Source organism: Petrotoga sp. 9T1HF07.CasAA.8.2 (genome assembly GCF_002895585.1).
In the GTDB taxonomy this organism is placed as follows: Bacteria; Thermotogota; Thermotogae; order Petrotogales; family Petrotogaceae; genus Petrotoga; species Petrotoga mobilis.
This window is the reverse complement of sequence record NZ_AZRI01000024.1, coordinates 26,066-52,406: the sequence shown is the minus strand read 5'-3', so window position 1 is coordinate 52,406 and position 26,341 is coordinate 26,066. Positions and strand designations below refer to the sequence as shown.

The 26,341-nt window shown below is 30.7% G+C and carries 27 protein-coding genes; all 27 read right to left on the bottom strand.

Annotated features, from left to right (window positions below; genetic code table 11):
* Positions 1-608: 608 nt before the first annotated feature.
* Positions 609-1,184, bottom strand: coding sequence for a hypothetical protein (locus X925_RS04920; protein WP_121959305.1), 576 nt, complete (start codon positions 1,182-1,184; stop codon positions 609-611).
* 214 nt (positions 1,185-1,398) lie between these two features.
* Positions 1,399-1,521, bottom strand: coding sequence for a hypothetical protein (locus tag X925_RS10545; RefSeq protein WP_255408259.1), 123 nt, complete (start codon positions 1,519-1,521; stop codon positions 1,399-1,401).
* Between the two features lie 26 nt (positions 1,522-1,547).
* Entirely contained in the window at positions 1,548-1,802 is a 255-nt protein-coding gene (locus X925_RS04915) for a hypothetical protein (RefSeq protein ID WP_121959304.1), read from the bottom strand.
* A gap of 838 nt (positions 1,803-2,640) precedes the next feature.
* A complete protein-coding gene (locus X925_RS04900; RefSeq protein WP_121959302.1) occupies positions 2,641-3,339 on the bottom strand; it encodes a ferredoxin--NADP reductase in 699 nt (232 codons plus the stop codon).
* Entirely contained in the window at positions 3,336-4,652 is a 1,317-nt protein-coding gene (gene rfbH, locus X925_RS04895) for a lipopolysaccharide biosynthesis protein RfbH (RefSeq protein WP_121959301.1), read from the bottom strand. The genes X925_RS04900 and rfbH overlap by 4 nt, the downstream gene beginning before the upstream one ends.
* Entirely contained in the window at positions 4,637-5,269 is a 633-nt protein-coding gene (locus X925_RS04890; protein ID WP_121959300.1) for a GDP-mannose 4,6-dehydratase, read from the bottom strand. Before X925_RS04890 ends, rfbH begins: the two co-directional genes overlap by 16 nt.
* 13 nt (positions 5,270-5,282) lie before the next feature.
* On the bottom strand, positions 5,283-7,070 hold the full coding sequence (locus tag X925_RS04885; RefSeq protein ID WP_121959299.1) for a thiamine pyrophosphate-binding protein: 1,788 nt from the start codon (positions 7,068-7,070) through the stop codon (positions 5,283-5,285).
* Positions 7,071-7,191: 121 nt separating this feature from the next.
* Positions 7,192-8,142 carry an NAD(P)-dependent oxidoreductase gene (locus X925_RS04880; protein WP_121959298.1) on the bottom strand — a complete coding sequence of 317 codons (951 nt, stop codon included), beginning with the start codon at positions 8,140-8,142 and terminating at the stop codon, positions 7,192-7,194.
* 128 nt (positions 8,143-8,270) lie between these two features.
* Positions 8,271-9,350, bottom strand: a complete 1,080-nt coding sequence (gene rfbG / locus X925_RS04875; protein ID WP_121959297.1) for a CDP-glucose 4,6-dehydratase — start codon at positions 9,348-9,350, stop codon at positions 8,271-8,273.
* Positions 9,340-9,474, bottom strand: a complete 135-nt coding sequence (locus tag X925_RS10540) for a hypothetical protein (protein WP_255408258.1) — start codon at positions 9,472-9,474, stop codon at positions 9,340-9,342. Before X925_RS10540 ends, rfbG begins: the two co-directional genes overlap by 11 nt.
* A gap of 82 nt (positions 9,475-9,556) precedes the next feature.
* Positions 9,557-10,327, bottom strand: a complete 771-nt coding sequence (gene rfbF / locus X925_RS04870; RefSeq protein ID WP_121959296.1) for a glucose-1-phosphate cytidylyltransferase — start codon at positions 10,325-10,327, stop codon at positions 9,557-9,559.
* A gap of 97 nt (positions 10,328-10,424) precedes the next feature.
* Entirely contained in the window at positions 10,425-11,525 is a 1,101-nt protein-coding gene (locus X925_RS04865; protein WP_121959295.1) for a glycosyltransferase family 2 protein, read from the bottom strand.
* The gene (locus X925_RS04860) at positions 11,518-12,927 is read right to left on the bottom strand and encodes an oligosaccharide flippase family protein (RefSeq protein WP_121959294.1); all 1,410 of its coding nucleotides are present in this window, start codon (positions 12,925-12,927) and stop codon (positions 11,518-11,520) included. The genes X925_RS04865 and X925_RS04860 overlap by 8 nt, the downstream gene beginning before the upstream one ends.
* A gap of 115 nt (positions 12,928-13,042) precedes the next feature.
* On the bottom strand, positions 13,043-14,110 hold the full coding sequence (locus X925_RS04855) for a sugar phosphate nucleotidyltransferase (protein ID WP_121959293.1): 1,068 nt from the start codon (positions 14,108-14,110) through the stop codon (positions 13,043-13,045).
* A complete protein-coding gene (locus X925_RS04850) occupies positions 14,088-14,807 on the bottom strand; it encodes a cytidylyltransferase domain-containing protein (RefSeq protein WP_121959292.1) in 720 nt (239 codons plus the stop codon). The genes X925_RS04855 and X925_RS04850 overlap by 23 nt, the downstream gene beginning before the upstream one ends.
* Positions 14,808-14,810: 3 nt before the next feature.
* Positions 14,811-15,833, bottom strand: a complete 1,023-nt coding sequence (gene neuB, locus X925_RS04845) for an N-acetylneuraminate synthase (RefSeq protein ID WP_121959291.1) — start codon at positions 15,831-15,833, stop codon at positions 14,811-14,813.
* Between the two features lie 13 nt (positions 15,834-15,846).
* A complete protein-coding gene (gene neuC / locus X925_RS04840) occupies positions 15,847-17,013 on the bottom strand; it encodes a UDP-N-acetylglucosamine 2-epimerase (RefSeq protein ID WP_121959290.1) in 1,167 nt (388 codons plus the stop codon).
* A gap of 5 nt (positions 17,014-17,018) precedes the next feature.
* Entirely contained in the window at positions 17,019-17,663 is a 645-nt protein-coding gene (locus tag X925_RS04835) for an acetyltransferase (protein ID WP_121959289.1), read from the bottom strand.
* Entirely contained in the window at positions 17,653-18,756 is a 1,104-nt protein-coding gene (locus X925_RS04830; protein WP_233187740.1) for a LegC family aminotransferase, read from the bottom strand. Before X925_RS04830 ends, X925_RS04835 begins: the two co-directional genes overlap by 11 nt.
* Positions 18,757-18,761: 5 nt before the next feature.
* Positions 18,762-19,733 carry an NAD-dependent 4,6-dehydratase LegB gene (locus X925_RS04825; RefSeq protein WP_121959288.1) on the bottom strand — a complete coding sequence of 324 codons (972 nt, stop codon included), beginning with the start codon at positions 19,731-19,733 and terminating at the stop codon, positions 18,762-18,764.
* Between the two features lie 49 nt (positions 19,734-19,782).
* Positions 19,783-20,148: a hypothetical protein gene (locus tag X925_RS04820; RefSeq protein WP_121959287.1), complete on the bottom strand. Its 366-nt coding sequence runs from the start codon at positions 20,146-20,148 to the stop codon at positions 19,783-19,785.
* Positions 20,149-20,229: 81 nt separating this feature from the next.
* Positions 20,230-20,481: a hypothetical protein gene (locus tag X925_RS10420; protein ID WP_233187739.1), complete on the bottom strand. Its 252-nt coding sequence runs from the start codon at positions 20,479-20,481 to the stop codon at positions 20,230-20,232.
* Positions 20,482-20,493: 12 nt separating this feature from the next.
* On the bottom strand, positions 20,494-20,733 hold the full coding sequence (locus X925_RS10415; protein ID WP_233187738.1) for a winged helix-turn-helix transcriptional regulator: 240 nt from the start codon (positions 20,731-20,733) through the stop codon (positions 20,494-20,496).
* 67 nt (positions 20,734-20,800) lie between these two features.
* The gene (locus X925_RS04810; protein WP_103876967.1) at positions 20,801-21,955 is read right to left on the bottom strand and encodes a hypothetical protein; all 1,155 of its coding nucleotides are present in this window, start codon (positions 21,953-21,955) and stop codon (positions 20,801-20,803) included.
* 414 nt (positions 21,956-22,369) lie between these two features.
* Positions 22,370-23,413, bottom strand: coding sequence for a glycosyltransferase family 2 protein (locus tag X925_RS04805; RefSeq protein WP_103876966.1), 1,044 nt, complete (start codon positions 23,411-23,413; stop codon positions 22,370-22,372).
* 355 nt (positions 23,414-23,768) lie between these two features.
* Positions 23,769-24,899 (bottom strand): glycosyltransferase, encoded by a 1,131-nt coding sequence (locus X925_RS04800; protein WP_103876965.1) that lies wholly within the window; start codon positions 24,897-24,899, stop codon positions 23,769-23,771.
* A 95-nt stretch (positions 24,900-24,994) separates the two neighbouring features.
* A complete protein-coding gene (locus X925_RS04795) occupies positions 24,995-26,302 on the bottom strand; it encodes a glycosyltransferase family 39 protein (RefSeq protein ID WP_103876964.1) in 1,308 nt (435 codons plus the stop codon).
* Positions 26,303-26,341: the final 39 nt, after the last annotated feature.

The following is a 26,341-nucleotide window of genomic DNA, read 5'->3' as shown; positions in this document are numbered from 1 at the left end:
TAATTCCCGTCATAAGAATCATATTTGTCTTTATCTGGTTCTTTAATTTTTAATCGAAAAAGTATTTTATTATCTCTAACAACATAAATTTTATTATGGTCAGAATTCTTTATTGAAAATACCAAATCAGCATCCATATTATCACCACTAATAACTAATTCCATGTTCCTGTAAATTAATCATTTTTGTTATCTATAGTGCATTCTATCCAAATAGATTGATGTTTATATTTTATTGGGTTAAACCTTATACCATCAGAATTTGCAAAATTTGAAGCACCAATAGTTGATTGACCTTTCAAAGCCGTATTAGTAGGGAACACCATAGAAGAGGTCTAAGGATTAAGGTAGATCCTTAAACAATACTAAAGCAAGGTGAAACAATATGATCCTAACTATCATTACAGATTACAAAATCAAGAACTGAGAGCTCATGGCAATTATACAGCAAAAAATATTAAAAAGAAAAAGAATACATTAGATCATATTAGATGTCCGTGATAAAGATTGGTTAGATCATAATTCGATGTCTTTTAATTTTGCTTCATATTTTTATGATCTTCAATTATTATTTCAATCCATTCATCATTTCTATACATTTTCATAAAACTAAAGGATATCCCTTACGATAATTCCATATCTATTAATACTATAAATAGTTCCTCCACTATTTAAATTTGAATTACCCCCATCGATTCCTCTATTTTCTATAAAGCCATAACTAAACAAACTTTCGAGAACATCTTTATCAGCAATAGAATCACCCGTAGAAATAGTATCTTGATTTGAAAAACTTTTTAGCGCAAATAAATCTTTATAATAACTCCTATTAATCAAATAACTAATTCTAAAAAAATCTCTTTCATTTAGTTTTTCCTCGATAAATAAAATAAATAATCTACTAATTAAAACACACTTATTTTCATCGTCAGAATCATTAATAATATTCAACAATTTAAAACCTAAATATTTCAGATCATTTTTGTTTTTGATTTTTTCCTTGAATTTATCCTTTTCACCTTGAGTAATTCTATCTATTTCACTTAAAAATCTTTTTATTTTTATTTCAAATAAAAAATCAGATACCGTTGATGGAAATTTAATAATTTTCATAAATGTGGCTATATTACCATCCGGTAATATACCTTCGAAAAATCTTTCAATTTTATTAAACTTACCATTCATTCCTATCAACTCCTAATCATTTATTGTTTTATCAACACATTTAAATTATAGCTTATAGGGAAGCTACCTTTTTAAAAGCCAATAACAAAAATTAAAAGAAGAGTTCAGATAATATGGCTCAGTTCAAAAGACTCTTCATCGCTGTACTTATGTGTCTACCTTTGCTTCCCTTATCCTTCTTTTTGATTGATACCAAGTTTCTCTTCTATCTTCCTTACTTGATAGCTCTTTTAACCGTCGCTCTGTGTATCCCCATTTCTTTTGCTATCGCTCTTTGACTTTTGTGTTTGTTAAAATGCAAAAATCTTATATAATTGTATTGTACCATCTCTATCACCTTTCTTTTCCTCCTGTACATTTTTTTTATCCAAATTCATTATACAGGATTTGTGTGATAGGGTGGTGCACTTTTCGTTTAGTAAGTGCACCAGACCCCCAAGCACCGAAAAGCCCAATTACGATACTGTCTTTTTCTTTATAACTAAGAATAGCATCACTTAGAGCTTGAGCAAATGAAGCTCTACCTAAAATATCATCCTTAGACGATTCAATTGGTTGATCGGGTTTAAACATACTTTTTACCTCTTTTTTGCCCCAGAATTTTGTATAACCGCTCACTCATATACCCGCCAACACCTTCGTTTAATTTTTAAAAAATATAAAACTATTCTAACTCTTAATTATAGCTAGAAAAACCCTATTCATTTAGCTAACACTCGTTTTTGGTACACTTTTGGTTTGGCAAGAGCAATCAAACCATTCATAATCTGCCATAATAGTAAAAATTACTGCTTTCTAATTACATTTTTTATATGATTTTCCCAGATTATATTTACAATTTCATCAGAATTATAAAGATTTTCATCATTAAAAAAATTACCACTAAAACTATACTTCAACCTAAATTCATTATCTTTAGTTATAACAAAAGTCAATTGTTCATTAAATGAATTATCATTTCCTAAATTATTTCCATATGAGAAACATATATCATATGTTGTGCCTCTAAATAAATTACATAACCACATTTTTATACCTGCACTTACTAAACGAAAAGTGTTCTTTCTACTGATTGTTGAATCCCTAGCAGAACTGTCAAGAAAGATAGTTACTATAAAGAGGGAAGAAAAATGCCGTTAACAAAACTACCAGCCAAAGATATGAAATTTGCAGTAAAAACTTTTAGTAAATTCTTTTTTAGATCCGTTATCGCAATCTACCTACCATAATTCTTCTCATAAAACTCCAATTACTCCCCTATTATAACCTTATCCATCCATTCTTTGTTTTTAAGGTACCTACCTATTGTTCTTTTTATACCTTCTTCAAACTATGCTTCGGGTTCCCAATCTAACTCTTTTTTTATCTTCGTTGTTAGCGAAAGTACGACCTGAAATTAGTTAACTTATGCTGAAAAAAATGAATATGCGATTAACAATATCATGGAGATTCTCTACTATTGAATAAAACTCTTATCCCAACTTTCCGTATAAATAGTATCTATATTTTTCGTTCTGAGCCCCATGGCATATTTTTCAACAAATTCATCATTGCCACAAATATAAAAACTGTAATGATCATCTAGACTAATATTACTCATAATATCTTCAATTTCAATTCTTCTGTTTGGAAAACCTTGAATTCTTTCCTTAGTAATAAAAGAGAATATTTTTATTTTTTTTGGTATATCCACATCTAAATAGTTTTTTATCAGTTCTGTTGAGTTTCGTATGCTATGAAACAAAAATACTTTTTCATTCAACTGTTTTTTAATGTAATAATCTATATAACTAAGAAATACAGAGACACCAGTTCCAGCAGCGATAAGTACTTTATCTCCAGGTTCTGATAAAATAAAATCTCCAAAACAGTATCTAATATAAAATTCATCATTCTTTCTCAACTCTTTAAAAAGTCTGGAAGTAAATTCTCCTGTTTTTCTAACCAATATTTTAGCTTCCTGATCTCCATAACTTGCAAAAGAAAACGCCCTTGAATTTGGCCAGGGCTCGGAAGGGTCATATTTATCTAAAGACATCTGCAAAAACATCCCAGGCTCCCAAGGAACATATTTTTCAATTTCAAAAGTTATCAGTTTTAATGTTTCATTTATTTCTTTTAAACCCTTTACTGTGCACTTTGAACTAACTATCATGCCTTATCCACCATTTCGGAAAAGAAGTTCTTAAATACTTGTAACATATAATCTATCATCTCATCAGTTATTCCCGGATACACTCCAATGAAGAAGGTGTTATTCATTACTAAATCTGTGTTCTTTAAATCTCCTACTATCCTGTATTCAACATCTTCATAAGCAGGTTGCCTGGTTAAATTTCCTCCAAATAACATTCTTGTCATTATTTTATTCTTTTCTAAATAATTTACGAGGTCGTATCTTTTTATTTTTGAATCTTCTTTAATTGTTATTGGAAAACCAAACCAAGAAGGATCGCTATTTTCTGTAGCTTTTGGTAAAATTAAATCCTTTTCGAATTCTTCTAGTCCTTCTTTTAATCTTTTAAAGTTATACTTCCTTTTTTCGATGAACTCTTCTAATTTTTCTAATTGGGCAACTCCTACAGCCGCTTGCATGTCAGTTATTTTCAAATTATAACCAATATGAGAATAAACATATTTGTGATCATAACCAAAAGGCAGAGTCCCAAATTGTTGATTAAATCTCATGCCACAAGTGTTGCTCATTCCGGGTTTACAATAACAATCCCTTCCCCAATCCCTAAAAGATCTTATTATACGTTCGAGTTTTAAACTGTTAGTTAAAACTGCGCCTCCCTCCCCCATCGTTATATGATGAGCAGGATAGAAACTCACAGTAGCTATATCTCCAAATGTCCCAACTAACTGTCCATTGTATTTTGAACCCAACGCATCACATGTATCTTCTATGAGCCAAAGATTATGCCTATCCGTAAACTCTTTGACAACTTTCAAATTAAAAGGATTCCCTAAAGTGTGAGCCAGCATTACTGCCTTAGTTTTTTCTGTATATGCTTTTTCTAAATCTTCAACTTTAATATTATATGTTCCCAATTCTATATCTAAAAATACAGGAACAGCACCTATTTGTACAATTGGATTAACAGTTGTGGGAAATCCTGCAGCAACTGTTATAACTTCGTCTCCTTTTTTAATACGTCTTTCACCAAGTTTTTTTGAAGTAAGAGTACTTAAAGCAATTAAATTAGCGGAAGAACCTGAATTAACTAAAGAACAACTTTTTACTCCAAAAAAATTAGCGAACTTGAGTTCGAATTCCTCTTCATATCTTCCCGCTGTTAGCCATCCATCTAAAGAGCTATCTACTAAATTTACATATTCGTTCTCATCAAAAACTCTTCTCGCAAAGGGTATTAGTGTTTTCCCTGGTAAGAACTCCTCTTTTGGTTTTTCTCTAATATATTTTCTTGTTAATTCCAATATTTGATATCTTAAATCTTCTTCCATTTTTTCACCTCAATCTCATTTTCAAATTCTTCTATTTGATTTTGCGTGTACTCGAACATATCTGACGTGCTTTCAAAATAATATTTGTACCACTCTATTGTCTTTTCTATTGCTTGTGTAGAGTTATAAGTAGGTTCCCATTTTAAATAGTATCTCGCTTTACTAATATCCAGCTTTAACATCATAGCTTCATGAAGCTTTTCAATATTTTTTTCTTCGATGTAACTTCCTTTTCCCCATTTTTTGATTGCTAATTTAACCACTTCTTCAACTGTTAAAATATCTGAATCGTAGGGCCCAAAATTCCATGCACCTACAAATTGGTTGCTCTCAAATGTTTCCTTTGCTAACAAAAGATAGCCATATAACGGTTCAAGAACATGCTGCCAGGGTCTTATGGCCTTAGGATTTCTAATCTTTATTTCTTGATTTTTGGAGAGTGCTCTTACTACATCAGGTATCAATCTATCTTTTGCCCAGTCTCTTCCACCAATGACATTTCCTGCTCTTGCTGTTGATAAATTTATATTTCTTTTTTCAAAAAAACTTCTTCTATAGGAAGAACTTAAAAGTTCTACACAACCTTTACTTGAAGAGTAAGGATCATAGCCTCCCATAGGTTCATCTTCCCTATACCCCTTGATCTTCAGTGTTCAATTTACTAATTAGCTTTTGTAGTCCTGCTTTCTCAAGATCGCTTAAATCTGGTAGAGGAGAATCAATGACGTTATCGAATTCTAGCTTCGGATATATATACGTCTGATAATCAAGATCAACGTCTACTAACACTGGTCCATAAGAATTATCTAGAATATTTGTTACGTCTCTTCTCCATGTTTTTGAATTAGCTGATATTTTGAAAGCTTTTATTCCATAAGCTTTAGCAATTTCCACAAAATCCGGATGATAATAGTTACCCGAACTATCTGTACCTACAAATCTAGAATCTAAATACAATTCTTGGAATTGCTTGATCATTCCAAGACTATGATTATTGAATACAAAGATAATTATTGGAAGTTTTCTTTTTGCTACTGTTATTAACTCCTGTATATTAACTTGGAATCCACCGTCTCCTGTGATAACAATGGATCTTTTACTATTATTCTGAAGGGAAATCCCAATTGCTGCAGGTAGTGAATACCCCATCGGTGCCATGCCACCACTATTGATAAATCTCTGCTTCTTTCTTATTTCTATCGCTTGCGCGGCCAGCATTTGATTTTGACCAACATCGACGCAAATCACGTCATCCTCCCAAAGATGATCCGATATTTCCTTTGCTAGATTATAGTGATATTCTTTCACTCCAGCTCTAATTGGTTCCCCAATAACTGGAAATTTGGCCTTCAACTGTTCCAAAAAGAAAAGCCAGTTGCTTCTGTTCAATGCTTTCTTTTCTTGATCTTGTATAGAGAAATCCAGAAGAGTTTTCAAAAAACTGTTTATACTACTTACAACGGATATTTCGTTTGAAACTCTCTGATTCATCTCGTTTTCGTCTATATCAACTTGAATAATGCATTTCTTCTGAAATGGAGCAAGATTATTCCCAGTTTGTCTAGTATCCAATCTTGAACCAAGAACCAGGAGTAGATCAGATTGTACCATTGCAATATTTGCATACCTATTTCCATACGCTCCAACAAATCCGCTGTAAAGTGGGTGATCATTAGGGAATGAATCTTTACCCATCAACGAAACTACAACAGGTATTTTGTACTTTTCCACAAACTTGAGTATAAGCTCTTTTGTCGATAAGTCGCAGCACCCCCCACCACACAAAATTAACGGTTTTTTGGATTGTTTTATTTTTTCAAGAACCATCCTTGCTAAATCGGGCTTTATTTGATCTTTTAAAGGCTCATTGCTGTTAAATTCTTTATTTTCTTCATCAATTTCTACGAACTGAGCTTGTATATCCATTGGTATATCAAGAAGTACTGGACCTGGTCTGCCAGATTTCGCTATAGAAATTGCCTTTCTAACCTCATGGACCAACTTATTTGAATTATCTACAAGTGAGGCATACTTTGTTATTGGTTTAACTATGTTCACAATATCTGTTTCTTGAAATCCTAATTGCCTTACTTTTCCTTCATATTTAAAGTCACTTGTGTTTACTTGCCCAGTTAGAAATAATACTGGAACCGAATCAAAATAAGCATCGGCTATTCCAGTTATTAAGTTAGTTGCTCCCGGGCCACTAGTAGCAACAGCCACATTCAATTGGCGAGAATATTTTGCAGCAGCAGTAGCAGCATAAGCTGCGGCTTGTTCATGGTAAAAAGGAACAAACTCCAAACCATTGGAGTTCAGCGAATCGATCAATCTTGTAGCAGCTCCTCCGATCATTCCAAAAACCTGCCGTACATTTTCCTCAATTAGAATTTTTGATATAAAGTCAACAGTTTTCATTACCACACCTCCTCGTATAATATGTATGGATATGAAACTTAAAAACAGGATGAATGGCGGTATTGTCAGTTAGGTTAATTTTTAACATTTTTTTGATTTTTACCGCTTGGCATATCAGTGATTAGCTTACATAATATTTATAGAACCATTGAACTGTTCTCGAGAGCCCTTCCTCGAATGAATATTGGGGAATAAATCCTATTCTAGAGGTTATCTTACTTATGTCAGCTTCCCATATCTTTGCTAAATCGCTGTCCCTTGGCTCTGTTGAATGCCATCGTGGATCAATGTTGTAACCAGTTATTTTTTTCAATATCTCAAAACATTGCATTATTGTACGTTGCCTACCTGATCCAACATTGAAAATATCCCCCGATTCTAACTTAGAGATATGTTGTATCACTTTCAAATACGCTGCTATAACATCTTCAATAAATATGAAATCCCTGACATTCGATGGACATGACAAATTGATTGGAACTTTCTTAATCATACTTTCAATAATATAAGGTATTAGTCTTGAAGAATCTTCATAGAATCCAAAAGGGGAGAAAAGTCTCAGTGTAACAACAGGAAGTCCAAACTTTTTTGCATAGGCTTGAGCGTATAGTGTTGAAGCAAGTTTCGTAACACCATACAGGTTAATCGGATTTGGAAAATCTGATTCCTTCATAGGAGAGTCTTTAATCCCGTATTCCGAACTGCTACCGGTGTTAATAAACCATTCAAAGCCAATTTCATGGGCTGTTTCTATCAAATTAATGAATGAAGTAAGATTTGTGTTAATTGTTTCGACTTTGCTCTTTTGATTAGGACTTCCACCATAAGCTGCTAGATGTATTATTCCTCTAGGTTTTATTTTTTTTAACACTCGCCTAAGATCATTCACATCCTCTAATTTGCACTTATGCAAAGTAATATGCGATAATATTTGCTCAATTCTCCATAGTTTGGAGGTATCCCTCACCGCAAGATGAACATCATATCCTTCTTTCAAAAGAGCTCTCACCAGATTAGCTCCAACAAATCCGGTACCTCCAGTAAGAAAAACCTTTACTCCCATAGTTCCCATTTAGGCTTACCTCCAATCCAAAAATCATCGAGCTTTCTTTTATCTCTTAAAGTATCCATTGACTTCTTTAACATTATATGCTCCTAATTCTATATCTAAAAATACAGGAACAACTCCTATTTGATATCTTAAATCTTCTTCCATTTTTTCACCTCAATCTCATTTTCAAATTCCCCTATTTGTTTTTGCGTGAACTCAAACATATCTGACATGTTTTCAAAATAATTTTTATACCAATCTATTGTTTTTTCGATTGCTTGTGTAGAGTTGTAAGTAGGTTCCCATTTTAAATAATATCTCGCTTTACTAATATCCAGCTTTAACATCATAGCTTCATGAAGCTTTTCAATATTTTTTTCTTCGATGTAACTTCCTTTTCCCCATTTTTTGATTGCTAATTTAACCACTTCTTCAACTGTTAAAATATCTGAATCGTAGGGCCCAAAATTCCATGCACCTACAAATTGGTTGCTCTCAAATGTTTCCTTTGCTAACAAAAGATAACCATACAGAGGTTCAAGAACATGCTGCCATGGTCTTATAGCCTGAGGATTCCTAATCTTTATTTCTTGATTTTTGGAGAGTGCTCTTACTACATCAGGTATCAATCTATCTTTTGCCCAGTCTCCTCCACCAATGACATTTCCCGCTCTTGCCGTTGATAAATTTATATTTCTTTTTTCAAAAAAACTTCTTCTATAGGAAGAACTTAAAAGTTCTACACAACCTTTACTTGAAGAGTAAGGGTCATACCCTCCCATGGGTTCATCTTCCCTATACCCCCATACCCACTCTTTGTTTTCATAGCATTTGTCCGTTGTTACATTTATTATAGTTTTTACACTTTCAACTTTTCTTACTGCTTCAAAAAGATTAAGTGTCCCAATTACATTCGTTTCATAAGTTAATTTTGGCTCTTCATACGATACCCTAACTAGCGGTTGGGCTGCCAAATGAAAAACTATCGCTGGTTGAAACTCATCAACGACTTTTTCTATTTCTAAGGAGTTTCTAATATCTCCTATATTGTGTTCAATTTTCTTTTCTAATTTTAAAATCTGAAACATACTTGGATCAGTATTAGGTTCTAAAGCAAAACCACAAACTTCTGCACCTAATTTTAATAGCCATGCAGTTAGCCAACTCCCTTTAAAACCAGTATGTCCTGTTAACAATATTTTTTTGTTTTTAAAGAAATTATAAAACACCTTTTTTCTCTCCTAATCTTTTTCTATACCATTCAATTGTTTTAGCCAATCCTTCGTCCAGTTTTACCTGAGGTTTCCAATTAAAATCTTTTTTGAATTTTTCTATATTACTATTTGATTTCATCAGTTCATTTTCCTATAGCTTTTTTGCACCTGCTATGGCTAATCGATTACTGTACCCCCTGTGATTAATATAGTAAATCCATTTACCATACCTTCCAAGGAGCTTCTTTCGTACTCCATAATCTTTCCAATTCAATTTTGTCTCTTAACGTATCCATCGGTTTCCAAAAGCCTTCATGTTTATATGCAAATAATTGACTTTCTTTTGTTAAGTTTTCCAGTGGTTCTCGTTCCCAGATAGTGTTATCGTCTTTAATATAATCTATTACCTGAGGTTCTAAAACAAAAAAACCCCCATTAATCCAGGCTCCGTCTCCTGCAGGTTTTTCGACAAAGCTTTCAACTTTTTTTTCATCGTTTATTCTCAAAGCTCCAAAACGGCCAGAAGGTTGTACAGCTGTCATGGTTACCAATTTTCCATGCGATTCATGGAATTCGACCAAAGAATTAATGTTTACATTTCCTACTCCATCTCCATATGTAAGCATGAACCTTTCTCCATCTAAGTGATCTTTTATTCTTTTAATTCTACCACCAGTCATTGTATCCAATCCCGTATCTACTAAAGTCACTTTCCAGTTTTCAGCTTTAGAATTGTGCACTTTTATTCCACCATTGCTTAAATCAACTGTAATATCGCTCATATGCATAAAATAATTCATAAAATATTCTTTTATTATATAACCTTTGTACCCTAAGCATATTATAAAATCATTATAGCCGTAGTGAGAATATATCTTCATAATATGCCATAATATAGGTTTTCCTCCTATTTCAACCATGGGTTTTGGTATGTTTACTGTTTCTTCGCTTAACCTTGTTCCATATCCACCTGCTAGTATTACAACTTTCATCTAAAGGCCTCCCTTTAAAACATTCAAATATTTATTTAATTTGAGAAGTGTCTATTACCTGCCTATTTTTGCAAGAACCTTATTTTCCCTGTGAGAATCACCTATAAATTATTTTATTCAAGAAGTCATCTCCTAAAACCAGCAATTTATTTTGATAATCTGCATAATTGTTTATTTCTTTCATTTTTTGTCTCGATAAATATAAATAATATTTTGCTTCTTTTTTTAGTTCTTTGGGAGATAATTTTTTTTCATTTTCAGAAGTGAATCTTTCATAATTACCTATGCAAGCATAAATAAACCTTTCAAACAAGTAAGCACTCAATATTTTTTTCTCATCCTGATTCAGACCTAATTCTTCTAACCATTTCATTTGGCATTGCATTTGCCAATATCTAGAAAGAGGATGTGGGTATGGTACTCCGTGTTCTTTTTTTTCATCCAAGGCATAACTGTGAGAAGGGGCGGTATTTCTGAGAGCATATGATTCTTGGGTAAAAAGTGTACGGCTTCTTTTGTTAATTAACAGCATAAGAAATACAAACGGATAAATGGCAAAATCTTTTGAGAGTAAATTATCGATATCAAAAGAATCTTTGTATATTAAATCTCGCTTTAGAATTATTCCAGTCAAATAAGTTCTAGCAAAAATTAACTTCATTGTGTTGATTTTATCAAATGAATTTTTAGAATAATAAACCATATATCCATTTTTTGTAATAACTCTTCTGTACTTAACCAATTGATAAACTGGTCTCAATACATTTTTGATCAATTTTTTCAAGTTATAATTTTTGGCTTCAACCATATTAGCATTAGTTAAGTTATCATCTTTTAAAGAAGTTACAATCAACCCATAATTCTCATTTTTTAAAATTTTTATCAATTTATTAATTTTTTCGCTCAAAATAGTATCCTCATCACTTAATAAAAAAAGAAAGTCTCCATGAGCCAACTTTAACACTTTAACTAGATTAAATTCAAAACCAAAATTCGACTCGTTTGAAGATATTTTCAGCCTATTATCATGAATTTCTTTTAATTTTTTAACGGTATCATCAGTTGAGCCGTTATCTGAAACTACAACTTCAATATCGTCCCCTTGATATTTCAATATACTTTTAACACTTTTCACTACGAAATCTGCTCTGTTATATGTGGGAATACAAAAACTCAATATAGGTTTTTTTTCATTCATTATTTGCTACACTCCTTTCTAAGAATATTAACCCTATTATCAATGTAGAACCTGCCAACGCATATCTGACGAAAACTAGATCTTTTATAATTATAAAGGATAAGGTTATTCCAATCGCAGCAAAAAATGAAACCAGGTGGAATCTCAATCCAAACATAGGCTTCTTCATTTTATATTTGGTAATTAAATAGTGGAAAACAAATAAAACAAAATATGAAATATCTGTAGTAATAGCTGCTGCAAAATATCCATATTTAGGTATGAAGATGTAATTTAAAATTACATTAACTGCAGCCGCTAACATAGTTCCAATAGGTATATATTGTGTTTTTTTATAATAGTACTCAGTGTTGGTTTCAAAATTATACATAAAGTTAAAAAAATAAGCCAAAAAGATGTAGGGAATTATACCTAAACCTTCCCAATAACTCTTCTCTGCCATTAATTTAACTATTTCTGGGGAAATAAAGAGTATTACGCTATAAAAAATAATAAATAAGTTCCTATAATTTTTTGAAATAAAGAGGATCTTTTTATATTCCCTATTTTCCATCTTTTCCAGATAATAAGGAATGTAAGCTTGATTAATAGACATAAAAAAAACACTTACTATCATACCTACATTGTAGGCAAAAGAATAAATACCAGTTTCCGATGGCCCTAAATATTGATTTATTATAATTCTGTCAAATTGGGCATTAATAATTCCGGAAATATTATGCAAAATAAAAGGCACTGAGAAAACCAACGCATATTTCCAGTAATTTAGATTTACAAATTCTCTCCCTTTCAGCAAAAAATAAAATATAAAGGAGATAGAAAGAATTGCATTTGGAAGGAAAGTACCTAATATCCTACCTAAATAAGAACTACCTACAAAAAAATTTCGTATTAAATAGATTGAAAGTAATACTCCGATAATAGAGCTAAAGATCGTAATAATAGAAACTACTTTATATTTATATTCCACTTGAAACTTTGCAAAGGATAAATTGTGCATGAATTGAAAATACGAATGGAAGACCATTATAAAAAATAGACCTTTTGAGAGAGAGGTTATATTAGAGAAAAAATCTGAGAATATTATAAACAATAACAAAAAGGATGAAAATATCAATAACGATAAAAATACAACACTCGAAATATACCTATTGTAATCATCCTTGAATTCAAATTTTCCTCTTTGGGTAGACCAAGCTAAATCTAAACTAATGATTACTGAAAAAATGCCCGCCCAAGAAGTAAAGAGAGACACTATTCCATAGTCTGTTGTACTTAACAATCTTGTAAAAATAGGTAGTGTTAACAGGGCTATCCCTTTTGTAAAAAAATTAGTAAAAGTATACCAACTACCTGCTTTAACTACCCTGTTGTTCATTATCTTTTTAATTGAATCTATCATTTTCTACCTTCTTCATATTACTTTCTTTTTCCTTAAAAATTTCTATATTTTTAACCTGTTAAAAAGTGAAAAAACTAAATTTCCCATAATTTTGCTCAGTTTTAAAAACGAACTTTTAATGCGAAGAATTATTGTACTGTTTCAACTGCAAAAATCTTTTATAATATTCCCATTGACCAATGTCAGTCATTTTTGATCTCGATTGATAAACTTTTATGGTTTTATTAGCGACCATTGCTCTTTTTAATAATTCAGGCATATCTATCTTTTCTTCTAAATCGATTAAGTCAACTATTTCTGGATTTAGAACGTATATACCTGTATTTACAAAAAATTCGTAATTAGGCTTTTCATCTATTTGCAAAAAATTGTTCTTTTCGTCAAATCTTATTACTCCGTAAGCAACATCGATATTTTCTTTTGAAGAAATAATGGTAATATCAGCATTTTCTTTCAAATGATATTCAAGCACTTCGGAAAAATCGATATTTAATAAAACATCACAATTTGCAACAAAAAAAGGTTTTGTTATATCGTAAAACCTTAGATAAGATATGCTCCCCGCTGTTCCAAGAAAATCTTTTTCTTCAATGTATTTAATATCATACTTTAAGTCCATAAAATAATTTTTAATAAGCTCTTTTTTGTAATTAACGCTTAAAATAAACTCATCGAATCCAGAATTTATAAATTGCTCCATTATTTGTTCTATTATTGTTTTATCTCTAAAAGGTACCAAAGGTTTAGGAACAACCTTAGTTAAAGGGTAAAGCCTTGTGCCTTTCCCCCCAGCCATTATCAAGACTTTTGTTTTTAGTTTTGATATTTCTTGAAAATTTATGGGGATTCTTATTACCTTGATAATCTCCATGTTCTTGTTTAAAATTGGCAAGTATTCAACATTGTATTTTAGAAGATCATTATATGATAGCTTTTCATATTCATCTTCATATATATATTTAAATTTTGAATTCATCATGTCTATAGCTTTTAACTTCGATAAGTTATTTTTTTTGTCATAAATATATCTTCTAATATCTCCATCAGTAAGGGTGCCAAGGATTTTGTTGTTTTCAGAAACAAAAAGTATTTTATAAGTTGATTTGTTCAAATTCTCAATTATCTGATCCATAGTTGCATCTTTACTTATCAAAGTAAAATCATTGATCTCTTTTATCTTCATAGTCGCCCCCTAACAATATCTCTGCTAATTTCAAATCGACCAAGTTGTCGATATCTATAGATCTCTCAGGTGGCATGATATATGCATAACTTTTTTCTCCGTAAAAATCTTTCTCTCTAATGAAAAAATCAACATTGGAAATATATAGAACTCCATTTATTCTGTAATACTTTGGCAATTCTTGTCTTGGTATATTTTTTATTTCTTGTTTAATGAAATTTGCAAGTGACAAATCATCTGGAAGTGTATTACTCCATAATGGTGAATGTTCAGTCTCACAAACGCTAACTACTGAATTAGCATTTTTTTCAAACAATAAATTAACAGCATTTTTAATGTCTTTGGAATTTCTTAAAGGCGATGTTGGCTGTAATAACATAAAATAATCAAATTCTGCGTTTTGGTTTATGTAGTAATTCAAAGCATGAAGAATGACGTCTACACTTTTAGCATTATCAGTAGCCAACTCCTTTGGTCTCAGAAAAGGGACTTTGGCACCAAAACTTTTTGATATTTCAGCAATTTTTAAAGAATCCGTTGAAACTATAATTTCATCAAATACCTGAGATTCTTTTGCCGCTTCTATAGTATAAGCTACTAATGGTTTACCTTTTAGATTAATTATATTCTTATCTTTTATTCCTTTTGACCCACCCCTTGCAGGAATTATAGCTAAAAAACTTTTATTATTGTACATAAGTTATTCCTCCATAAAATGCTGCCAAGTATAACCTTCATCTTCTTTTATTTCTTTGATTATTTTCTTACCAACTATGATGTCTAAAAACTCAGGAGCTAGTCCTTCATTAGATCTTTTTATAGCAATATCTTTTTCTGATATGATTTTTCCAGCTTCTATATCTCTTGAAGCTACTAATTTTTTTCTAACAACGTTTTCTATTTCTTCTTCACTTTTATTGGGTTTTTTTATTCCAGTTCCTAAGGCAATTTCAATATTTCTAATTGCTTTTACCATGCTTTTTAATTCGGGGGGGGTTAAAGAAGCTTTATGATCTGGTCCAGGCATATTTTTATCTAAAGTGAAATGTTTTTCTATTACTTGAGCTCCTAAAGCAACTGCTGCAATAGGTACTTCTATTCCAAGTGTGTGATCAGAGTACCCTACAGGAAGCTTAAAAGCTTCTTTTAACGTCAACATAGCTTTTAGATTAACTTCATCATATGGACAGGGATAGTTAGTAGTACAATGAAGTAAATAGATTTCTACCGTTTTATTCACTGAATGTATTGTATCTAAAGCCTTTTCTACATTCGACAAGTTGGCCATTCCTGTGGACATTATTATTAGTTTATTTTTACTTGCAATATGCTTTAGATATGGATAATTCACAATTTCCCCTGAAGGAATTTTATAATATGGTACTAATTTGTCCAAAAAATCCACGCTTTCTTCGTCAAAAGGTGTAGACAAAAAAATTATGTCTTTCTTATCGCAATAATTTTTCAACTTTTCAAAATCATTGTATGATAATTCCAACCTTTTTACCATATCAATTTGTGATATTTCTTCTCCTAAATTCTTTCTTTGATAACTGGCCATTTTTGTATATTTGGAAATGCCTTTTTCCGCTTTAAATGTTTGGAATTTAACCGCATCTGCCCCAGCTTCTTTTGCTTCATCGATTAGTTTGTATGCTAAGTTTATATCACCATTGTGATTAACTCCAGCTTCTGCAATAATAAAAACTCCTTTTTTTAGCATAGGAATCACCCTTTCATATAGAAAATTTTATATCATAAAATTCTTTTTTTAAATTTATTTTATTATTTTCGAGATAATCCTTTAAAACATCATAAATTTGCCGGGCTGCCCCACCCTGGTCGTACGGATTATTGATTTTTTTTCTATCCATATTTTGTGCAATACTTACCGCTCTAAGTATTTCTTCTTCCGATGGGCTCACGTCAATTATACTATTTCCTCTAACTCTCCCTTTTTGTCTTTCTCCGATATTTATTGTTGGAACATTTAAAGATGGAGCTTCTACAATCCCACTTGAAGAATTTCCCAAGACGAAATCTACATAACGCATAATAGATAGATATTTTAACGTTCCAAAATTCGTAGATACAAATACTTTATCTTTTTGACTTACAGAAAATTTATCAATAAATTGATTTATAAATCTTCCACCTTCATCTGCGTTACTTTTTGTTATTATAATTTTGTATCCTATTTTAATTAATTTTTCTAACGCTTTAAAAATTTCATCTACTTCTTGCTTCAATTGATCAGTGTTTAATGTAGTGGGATGATAAGTAAACAAAATATTTTTATTGCCAAATTTAAAACTAAGCGATTTTTCTATTTGTTCCTTAGATAATAATTTTAAATTTTTAATATTGTCTAATCCAATTGCACCTACATTAAAAACCCTTTCAGGATTTTCCCCCAATTGAACCACTCTTTTCCTATATTCTGCCGTAGAGGTAAAATGCAAATAGCTCATCTTTGTAATAGAATGTCTAATTCCTTCATCGATAGCTCCTTCAGTTCTTTCTCCTCCATGAATGTGAGCAATAGGTATTTTCATTATATAAGAAGCGATAGCCATTGAAAGTGCTTCAAATCTATCTCCAAGTATGATTAATATATCAGGCTCTAAACGTTTTAACGTCTCAGAAAAACTTATTAAACCAAGACCTATTGCTTTATTAATTCCTATGTCTGAATCGCTTGACATAACTATCTCTATTTTTTCATTTATTTTAAAGCCATCTTTTTCTATTTCTTTATAAGTTAATCCAAATTCGGGTGAAAGATGCATTCCAGATGCAATTATTTGAAGTTCGTACTCATTTTTTTCTTTTATTAATTTCATTAAAGGATATAATAGCCCATACTCAGCTCGAGTTCCTGTAAAAAAACATATTTTTTTCATGTGTTTTATTCCTTCCTTATTTCTTTAGCCGGATTCCCTACATATACCCCAGGTTCATTGATATCTTTTACAACTACTGCTCCAGCACCTATCAATGTGTTACTTGCTATGTTTAAATATTGAGTTATCATAGCTCCCGTTCCAATAAATGAATTTTCTCCCACCGTTACTCCCCCACTCAAAACGGCACCTGGCCCTATATGGACATTATCCCTAATTATACAGTCATGTTCTACAATTGCACCTGTGTTTATTATACAGTTTTTGCCAATTTTAACCCCTGGATTAATAACAGCGTTTTTCCCAACAAATGTTCCCTCACTTATTTCTGTATAAATAGAAACGTTTGAAGACTTTGAAATTATTTTTGGAATATTAAAACCAATATTTTTGATTTTTTTGTATAATTTCATTCTCTGATCATTAATATTTATCTTTCCCATCGAAACAAATGCAAAGCTAATTCCTTTTTTAAACAAATCATCTAGTTGATCATCAGTGTATTCTATTCTTATATCTAATATTTCTTTACCAATATTTTCTTTTAGATCACTTATACAGATTTCATCATAATAATTATTTTCTTTAATTACATCAAGGACTACTTTACAATGTCCCCCTCCACCAACTAACACTATGCTATTTGACATTATTCAACACCTTTACTATATATTCAATCTGTTCAAAATCGTTCATTGTTGATCCTGGTAAATTTAGTCCTTTTTCATATATTTCATAGGCATTTTTGTATTCTTCTTTCTTATACTCTTTATAAGGTGGAAATTCTACAATTGGCACAAAGATTCTTCGTGTTGGTATCCCTTTTTCTTTCAATTCCTTTTGAATTTCTGGTATAGTTTTATGGGATTCAACTTTTATTGAAGGTAACCAATATGAGCTTACAGCACCTTCATAAGACTTTTGAAAGGTTATTTTTTCGTTGTTTTCAAAGCCTTGTTTGTATATTTCTGCAAACTTTCTTTTTTTGTTTAGGAAGTCAGGAAGTCTTTCAAATTGAGCTAAGCCTAAGCTTGCTTCTAAGTTTGTCATTCTGTAATTGAATCCTATTTCCGGATGATAATAGCCTTTGCTTTCGTCTCGAGCTTGGTTGACTAAAAACTTAAGATGATCAGCTTTTTTTTCATTGTTTGTTACAATCATACCTCCGCCACCGGTTGTCATGATCTTATTTCCATTAAAGCTAAAAGCATTTATTTCCCCAAAAGTTCCTGTGAATTTATCTTTATATGATGCTCCCAAACTCTCTGTTGCATCCTCGATAACTGGTACATTATATTTTTTTGATATTTCCATTATTTTGTCCATATCGCAGGGGTTACCGTATAAATGGACTGGTATTATAGCCTTTGTTTTGTTTGTTATGTGTTTTTCTATTTCATTTGGATCCATATTCCAAGTTTCAGGGTCAACATCAACAAAAACTGGGGTTGCCCCAACGTATTTTATGGGATTTACTGTTGCAACAAACGTAAGTACAGGTATAATTACTTCATCACCTGGTCCAATTCCTAATTCATACAAAGCAAGATGAATCGCAGCGGTTCCACTTTGGGTTGATACGGCTTTTTTTGCTTTTAAATATTCAGCAAATTTATTTTCAAATATTCCTATGTTTTCTCCAACAGAAGAAACAAAAGTAGAGTCAATACAATCACACAAATACTTTTTTTCTAATTCCCCTAAATTTGGTGCATCAAGTAATATTGGTTTTATAAAAACCACCTCTATTAAATATTATATATGTCAGTCTTATAATACTGTAGATTTTCTTGAATCCATTCTATTGTTTCTTTCAATCCTTCTTCTAAGGAGTACTTTGGTTCCCATCCTGCAATTTTTTTTGCTTTTTCTGGATTGGATAATAACCTTTCAACTTCAGATTTTTCTGGTCTTACTCTTTGAGTATCTTCGATTATTTCAACGTCTTTTCCAATTAATTGTATGATCTTTTGGGCTAAATTTCTTATTGATATTTCTTCACCCGTTCCAAGATTGTACACATCTCCTATTGTTTTTTCATGTAAACCAACAGTTATAAACCCATTTGCAATGTCCTTTACATAATTTAAATCTCTTGTAGGAGTTAAATTACCAAGTTTTATTCGTTCTTTCCCTGCCAAGATTTGACTTATTATCGTTGGAATGACGGCTCTAGCGGACTGCCTTGGGCCAAATGTGTTGAAAGGTCTTATAATAGTAACAGGAGTTCCAAAGGATCTATAGTAAGATAATGCCAAATGGTCTGCTCCAGCTTTACTCGCTGCATACGGAGATTGTGGATTGTACGGATGTTTTTCATCTATTGGTACGTATTGTGCTGTGCCGTATATTTCACTCGTTGATGTGTGGATGATTCTTTCTATTTTCAGTTTTTTACCTGCTTCTAATACATTATATGTTCCTTCTGTGTTTGTCTTTATATATGCAAGAGGAGAGATATATGAATAAGGAATTCCGATTAAAGCAGCCAAATGAAATACAACATCAACGTCTTTCATAGCATCATATACAGAATCATAATCCCTTATGTCTCCAGTGTAGATTTCTATCTCATTTTTATATTTGGAATCTTCGAGCCAGCCCCAATCGTTTTTAAAATTATACCGCACAAAGCCTTTGACTTCAAAGCCTTTTTCAACTAAGAGTTCAGTTAAGTGTGAGCCGATGAATCCTTCTGACCCTGTAACTAATACTTTCATTAATTCAATCCTCCGTTTGTTCAAAATATTTACCATCTTTTTGCTTCTGCTAACTAGTTTTAGAAAAGATTTTCCGATTTTTATTATTTAATGTAATACCTATTTCTTGTTCTATAAACTTCTTATAATTTTCTTTCCAATTACTATTGAAGTAATATTCAATATCTTGTTCGTTTTCATTTTTAACCTTATTTTTTATTAAGTCTCTCAAATCCGTAAAATTTTTGAATCTCAATCCAATTTCTTCAGGTACATTATTTTTCGAATAAGTGTTATCCAATTGTGCGTTAATAGTCTGTGAAAACAGTGTCCATCTAATAACGGGCCACATTAGAAAGTCATCAAAAGTGAATCTATACTCAAGTAGCCTTTCATCTTTTTCTATTTCTAATAATTTTTCATGTGCATTTGCCATAATATTCACCAAAATATCAATAAAAATATTTAAAGAATTATCTTTTGCTTTTTCTTTCAGTGTTTTGCTTGGAAATAATTATTATAATATTCCCCCCATCAAAAACTCACGCTTCAAGCCTTCAAGTTTTTCCTTATCTTCAATATTCCAGTATAGTACAACGTCTGTGCTTTCTATTTTTTCATGATCGTTTTCTGTTATGTATTTAACTCTCAACTCTTTCAATATTCCTTCTATTATTTCCTTCATCTCTTTATCTTTCCCAAATAGAACGTAAGTTCTATTTCTTCCATATGTTTGTATTATTCTTTCTATGTTTTGTTTTATCAGCAATGTTCTTCTATACTATATCTTCATATACTCTATTATCTTTTTACTTTTTTCTTTGAATCCTTCTGGGGTTAATATGTACCTGAAACTCTTGCTGTTTAACCTTTCTAATTTAACAAATCCTTTTTTGATGAACTTTTTTAAAAGTATATTCACCATTCCCAAGGATAAACCTGTTTTTTCTGAAAGATCTCTTTGAGTTATATTAGAATTCTTTTCTAATTCTTCTAAAATGAGTATCTCATTATCTTGCATAATATTCAACACCTTCGTTCAATTTTTGAACAATACAAAAAGATTATAACAATTATTTTGGTATTTATCAATCATTCTCCGTTTTCATTTGACTCTCAGAATATTGTTGAGAATTATAAAGTAAAAAGTCAATAATTTCAGATAATTCTTCGAAAGTTTCAGGAATAAAAAACTTATTCTTGGCTTTATAACTTTCTTTTACTTTGTAAGCCAAATTGAAGTTTCTTTCATTTAAATTCCACAGCCTCGGCAAGTCAATTATTTTATATAATAGTATCACATATGGTTCTTCGTCAAACATTATTTTTGGATTTAGGCAAGCTGATGAAAATACTGATATTAATATTTTATCTTTTACTTCATTATTCATAACCACAAATTCGAAAGGTACTCGAGTCTGCATGACATTTACTTTATTTTCAAATATGTTTTTATTAGTTCTAGGATGTAATTTAATATTCAACTGAAATTTAGGGCCTAATTTCGTGCTGATAAAATCAACTAACTTTAATACATTTGCATTTATTGATTGAAATTGAAACGGTTGGTCAAAGTAAAATACTTTTTGTTCCCATTCTGTGTTATCTGTATTTTTATATTCAAAGACATTGTTGAAAATTTGAACGATTTCATTATTATTTCTATCAATAAATGGAAGTTTTTTTAACTCTATATTTTCTCCAGATTCTTCCATGAAATCTGGCCTATAAATATAAGCTCTTTGATAATTTTTAAGTGTATTTCCATCAAAAACAAATTTAATAAACATTCTTTTTAATAATTTATTCTTATATCGAGGTAAAAAATATTGATAGGCAAAAGTACCCTCTTCTAGCATATTGAGTCTTATTGAAGGATTATTTTTCTTTAAGTGATAATATATGATCTGAGAAGGAAGGTCTGGTGAACATACAAAAAATTCTTCATATTTTTTATCAAAGCCAGTAGACTGTCTAAGAAATTTATTTTTTCTTATATAATGGTTAATAGCTTTTAAATATCTTAACCATTTAATTTTGATATTATCAGTATTCATATATTTAGATTTTAAAAAAAACAAATCATTAAAAAAATTCGATTTTTTAAGCTCTTCATAATAAATTATATTGTCTTTGCTATGATCTAAAACAATTAAATCAACTATATCATTTTTTAAAAGAGTAAGCTTTAAATTTAAAGCATTCATAATTTGCAATGGTGTACTACAAACAATTAAAACCAAAATTTTTCCTCCTTTTTGACGAAATTAAATTATGGGAAGTCAGACTGATGCTTAGGCAATTAGAAAAACTCACCAGCAGCATTTCTTCAATAGAGAATTAGATTCAACAGTCAGTGCTAATACTGTTGCTCATCGAATACTAATTCTATCCATTAAGTATGGATCTCTATCTACTCCTCCTAATAATAAGAACTTTCTATCTCAGCATCTCAAATTTGTTTCATCCATGCATTATCCTTTTAATAACTTTTAGTTTATTCATGGAACTTTCTGTTAAAACTAACTGTATAGTTTCGTGATAAAAAAACTCGATTCCTTCGCTCTCCCTTTAAAGAAAAGAACTTTTTGATTTTAAAAATATTAGCTTTTTCTCTTCACTCCTCAGCTCCTCCAATTTTTCTAAAAGTTGCAAAATTATTTAATCATAAGTTTATCTTTCATTTTTTCTACCCACACTTTTTGGAGGAGAGCCAGGTTATTTAATCTTTTATTATATACTAAATAAAATAATCTGGGAAAATAAATTAAGGTCTTCAATTTCAACTTTTCTTTCCAACTTTTTGGTTGGTAATTAAGTAGAGTCTCTTTGACTTTTGGGTTCTTAATAACTTTTAATAAGATCTTTTTATTCTCAGGATTTTTACTTTTAGAAATTTTGGCAAGCGAAGTGATATAAGCTTGAGGTATTCGTTTGTGCTTTATTAAAAATAATAATTCATCCTCAGCATGATTTTTTTCTAAGTACCTTAGAACTCTTTTCATAGCTCCAACAAAGTGAAAGACTCTTACTGTACTTTCTTGGCTAGCAGAAGATTTCCTTTTGACATAAAACACCAAAGGTTCAGGAACGCTAATTACTAATCTAGAATGAAATAAAGCTTTTATCGAAAATTCCACATCTTCTCCGTTAGTACATTTTTTTGTAAATATTAAATTATTGTCGATCAATAACTTTTTTTTGAAAATAATACTGCTTATCGTTGGCTGGATCTCTTTTTGCAAAATTATTTTTAGAAAATCTTTACCATTCAAAGGTTTACCTAAAAGATCGTCTAATTGTAACGATTTAGAGATAATTTTTTCATTTTCTGAGATTAAGATATAACTGCAAACAACCATATCATAATCATTTTCCTTGGCTTTATTATACATTTTTTCAAGAAAAAAAACATTGTAATAATCATCGCCGTCAAGAAAGGAAACATATTCTCCTTTTACTTCAGATAACCCCTTATTTCTTGCTGCACTGGCGCCCTGATTTTGTTGTTTTAACAATTTCCAGGGAAAATCTGCATTTTTTAAGATCGAATTTATTTTGTTTTCAGTATTATCGGTAGAACCATCATTAACAATAATTACTTCAAAATCTTTAAACGTCTGAAGAGTTAAACTTTTTAATGTCTTTTCTATATAATTCTCAACATTATACGCAGGTATAATCACAGATATTTTTACCATAATAAAGCCCCTTATATAAAAAATTTTCTCGTTAGAACTTTAGCTCACTTTTACAATTAGTTGTATTTGCCATTCCTTTGGTTTAAATACGATCCATCAAAAACTCACACTTTAACCCTTCAAGTTTCTTCTTATCTTACACATTTCAGTATATTACAACGTTTGTACTTTCTATTTCTTCCATATGTTTGTATTATTCTTCTGTGTTTTGCCTTATCAACAATGGTTTTCTGTGGTGTGTTTTCATATACTCTATTGTCTTCTTGATTTTTCCATAGTAGTTAATAAAACTGGAATTAAATTTACCAACGAAAATAAAAATCGAAAGATTTGAGAAGAGCTTTTTGCTCTGGAATCAATCCTTATAAATTTTACGATTTTTACAGTTTAACAATATCTTATATTGCTCAATATATTCATCGACCATTTTTTCTATATTGTAAGAATTTGCTCTTAGTTGACATTTTTTGGCAATTTTGTTATATTTTAGTGGATCATTAATGAGCTGATTTATTTTGTTAGCTAATTCTTCACTATTGCCTTTTGAAAACAACAATCCATAATTCTCTACGACTTCTTTAATTCCTGGAACGTTGCTGCCTATTAAAGGTTTCCCAGCAGCCATTCCTTCAACAGCTGATAAAGGGAGTCCTTCCCAATTAGAGGACAAAACAACTATATCTACGGTTTTTAGAATTCTAGGCACATCGTCTCTAAATCCTAAAAAGTGGACCCTATCTTCTAAATTTATCTGCTTCACTAACTCTTTATTTTTTTCTTTTAAAGGGCCTTCTCCAATTAACAAAAGATGAACATTCGAGGAGATATGGTTCATTGCTTTTATCAATGTGGGTTGATCTTTAGCTTCTGAAAATCTACCTACCATACAAATAAGCTTCGTATCTTCGTCGAACTTTGTATTAATTTCACGTTTAAGATAGGGCTTAGCTTCTTCGAATTTTTTTAGATCTATTCCATTTTCGATGATTATGAATCGACCGTTATTTTTTGGTTTTAACCATTTGATAAGATTATCCTCAGCTTGTTGACTTATAGAAATTATTTTATCATAACTAGAATATACAAATTTCTCTATTATTCTCAAATATCCTTTCTCTCTTCTTTGGTTGTGTGTACTATGCTCAGTGAAAACAAATTTGGGTTTATTTTTAAATATTAATTTTGAAGCAAAGGAAGCCCAATAAAGAGAGGGGAATAAATGAACATTCACCACATCGTATTGTCCTTTTTTGATATATTTTCTAATATAATAAATATTTAAAAGATTATAGATTTTATTCGTTGGGACAATTTCTATTTGAATACCGCTCTTAGTCAGTTTTTTATCAAATACATTATTTTCATTGGTTAATAAGAGTAAGTCTACTTTAACTCCATCTGTATTGTTCATCAAGGGTAATAAATCTTCGATTAATTTTTCCGCCCCTCCTGACCCTAAGTTATTAATGATGTGAAGTATTTTCATGGTCAGTTAATCCTCCAAGGAATCTTAATTTATAATAATATATTTATAGAAATTTAAACTCTCTTCTTGTGCGATAGTCCTTTTCAATTCCATCATTAGGTTATAAAAATACTCCTGATAAACCTAAAAACTTTTGAATTGTAAAAAAGATTATAAGATGCTAGTGAAATAATTATGGGAACAAACTTTGTTCTGTGCCTTATTGCAGCCCCAACATTATTCACACCTAATGAAGTTGTTAGTAATGTTAGTATTAGAAAAAAAGTCATGATTTTTACCACATCTTTATTTTGATCATATCTTTTGAATTTGAATATATTCCAAAATAGAATGATAAGAATTAGTGCATCAATTAGACCGACTATATCAGCAGCTGCAGAAATATCCCAGATAAACGGTGAAAAAACAAAATATAAAAATCTAATGGGTAAAACTAATATCGTTCCAATTAAAGAATCCTGTATTAAAAAAGCTGGGAAAGCTGTTCTTCCCCTTTGATATGCAATTTGCGTTGTTATTAAAGCTTCTGCTGGATCTTCGGAAATTAAGAAACCAATAATTTTGTCAGTTCCTACTCCGCTTGTGATCATAAAAACAATAACAATTATTCCAAAAAATACTAAAGTAATTCTCCTCACGGGTAACTTCATTTTCTTTAAAAATTTGAATACTTCGAAAAGCAGGACTAAGAAAGCTGAAATTATTAAGAAAAATCCAGCAGTATGGAATAAAGATGAAAGTAAAAAAAGAATAATAGCCAATAAGAATGTGCTTATATTATTCTCTTTTAACCATTTTACAAAAAATATAATTCCTGCACTTGCAAAATAAGTGAAAAAGGCTTCTCTTAGAGTTATTGCAGAGTACAGCGCTAAAGTTGGATATAGTGAGGCGATTAAAGCAGCTATGGAGCTTACACGTTCATCATTATATATTATTTTCGTTATCTTGTATACATTGAATACTATTAAAATACCAAGTAAAACATTTAAAGATTGCATAAACAAGGGACTTCGGACACCAAATAAGGAATAAAAAATACTAATTATCCAAGAATAGAAACGAGCACCAAAAGTGAAGGTTTGGATTAAATTCCCTTGAGAAGCCATATCCCAAGCAACTCTCTCAAAAGTAACGGCATCTGCTGTAGAATCTGGTAAGGGAAAAGCGTAAAACTGTATTAAAGCAAGAGTAAATCTAACAATAAAGGCAATTAATAAAGCTACTTTGATTGAAGGATTTTTAGCCCCAATTATTAAGGTGATGATCAAAATTCCTAAAAAAGAAACAAAACCTATACCTTCTTCAATGGGAAAAGAAAGAATTACCATTCCTAAAATTGTTATTAACAAAACCATTAATAAATTTTCTGCTATATTTTCTTTTGATTTTGCTGCAATCAAAATTCTTCACCCTTTAAAAAATATATATAAATAATATTT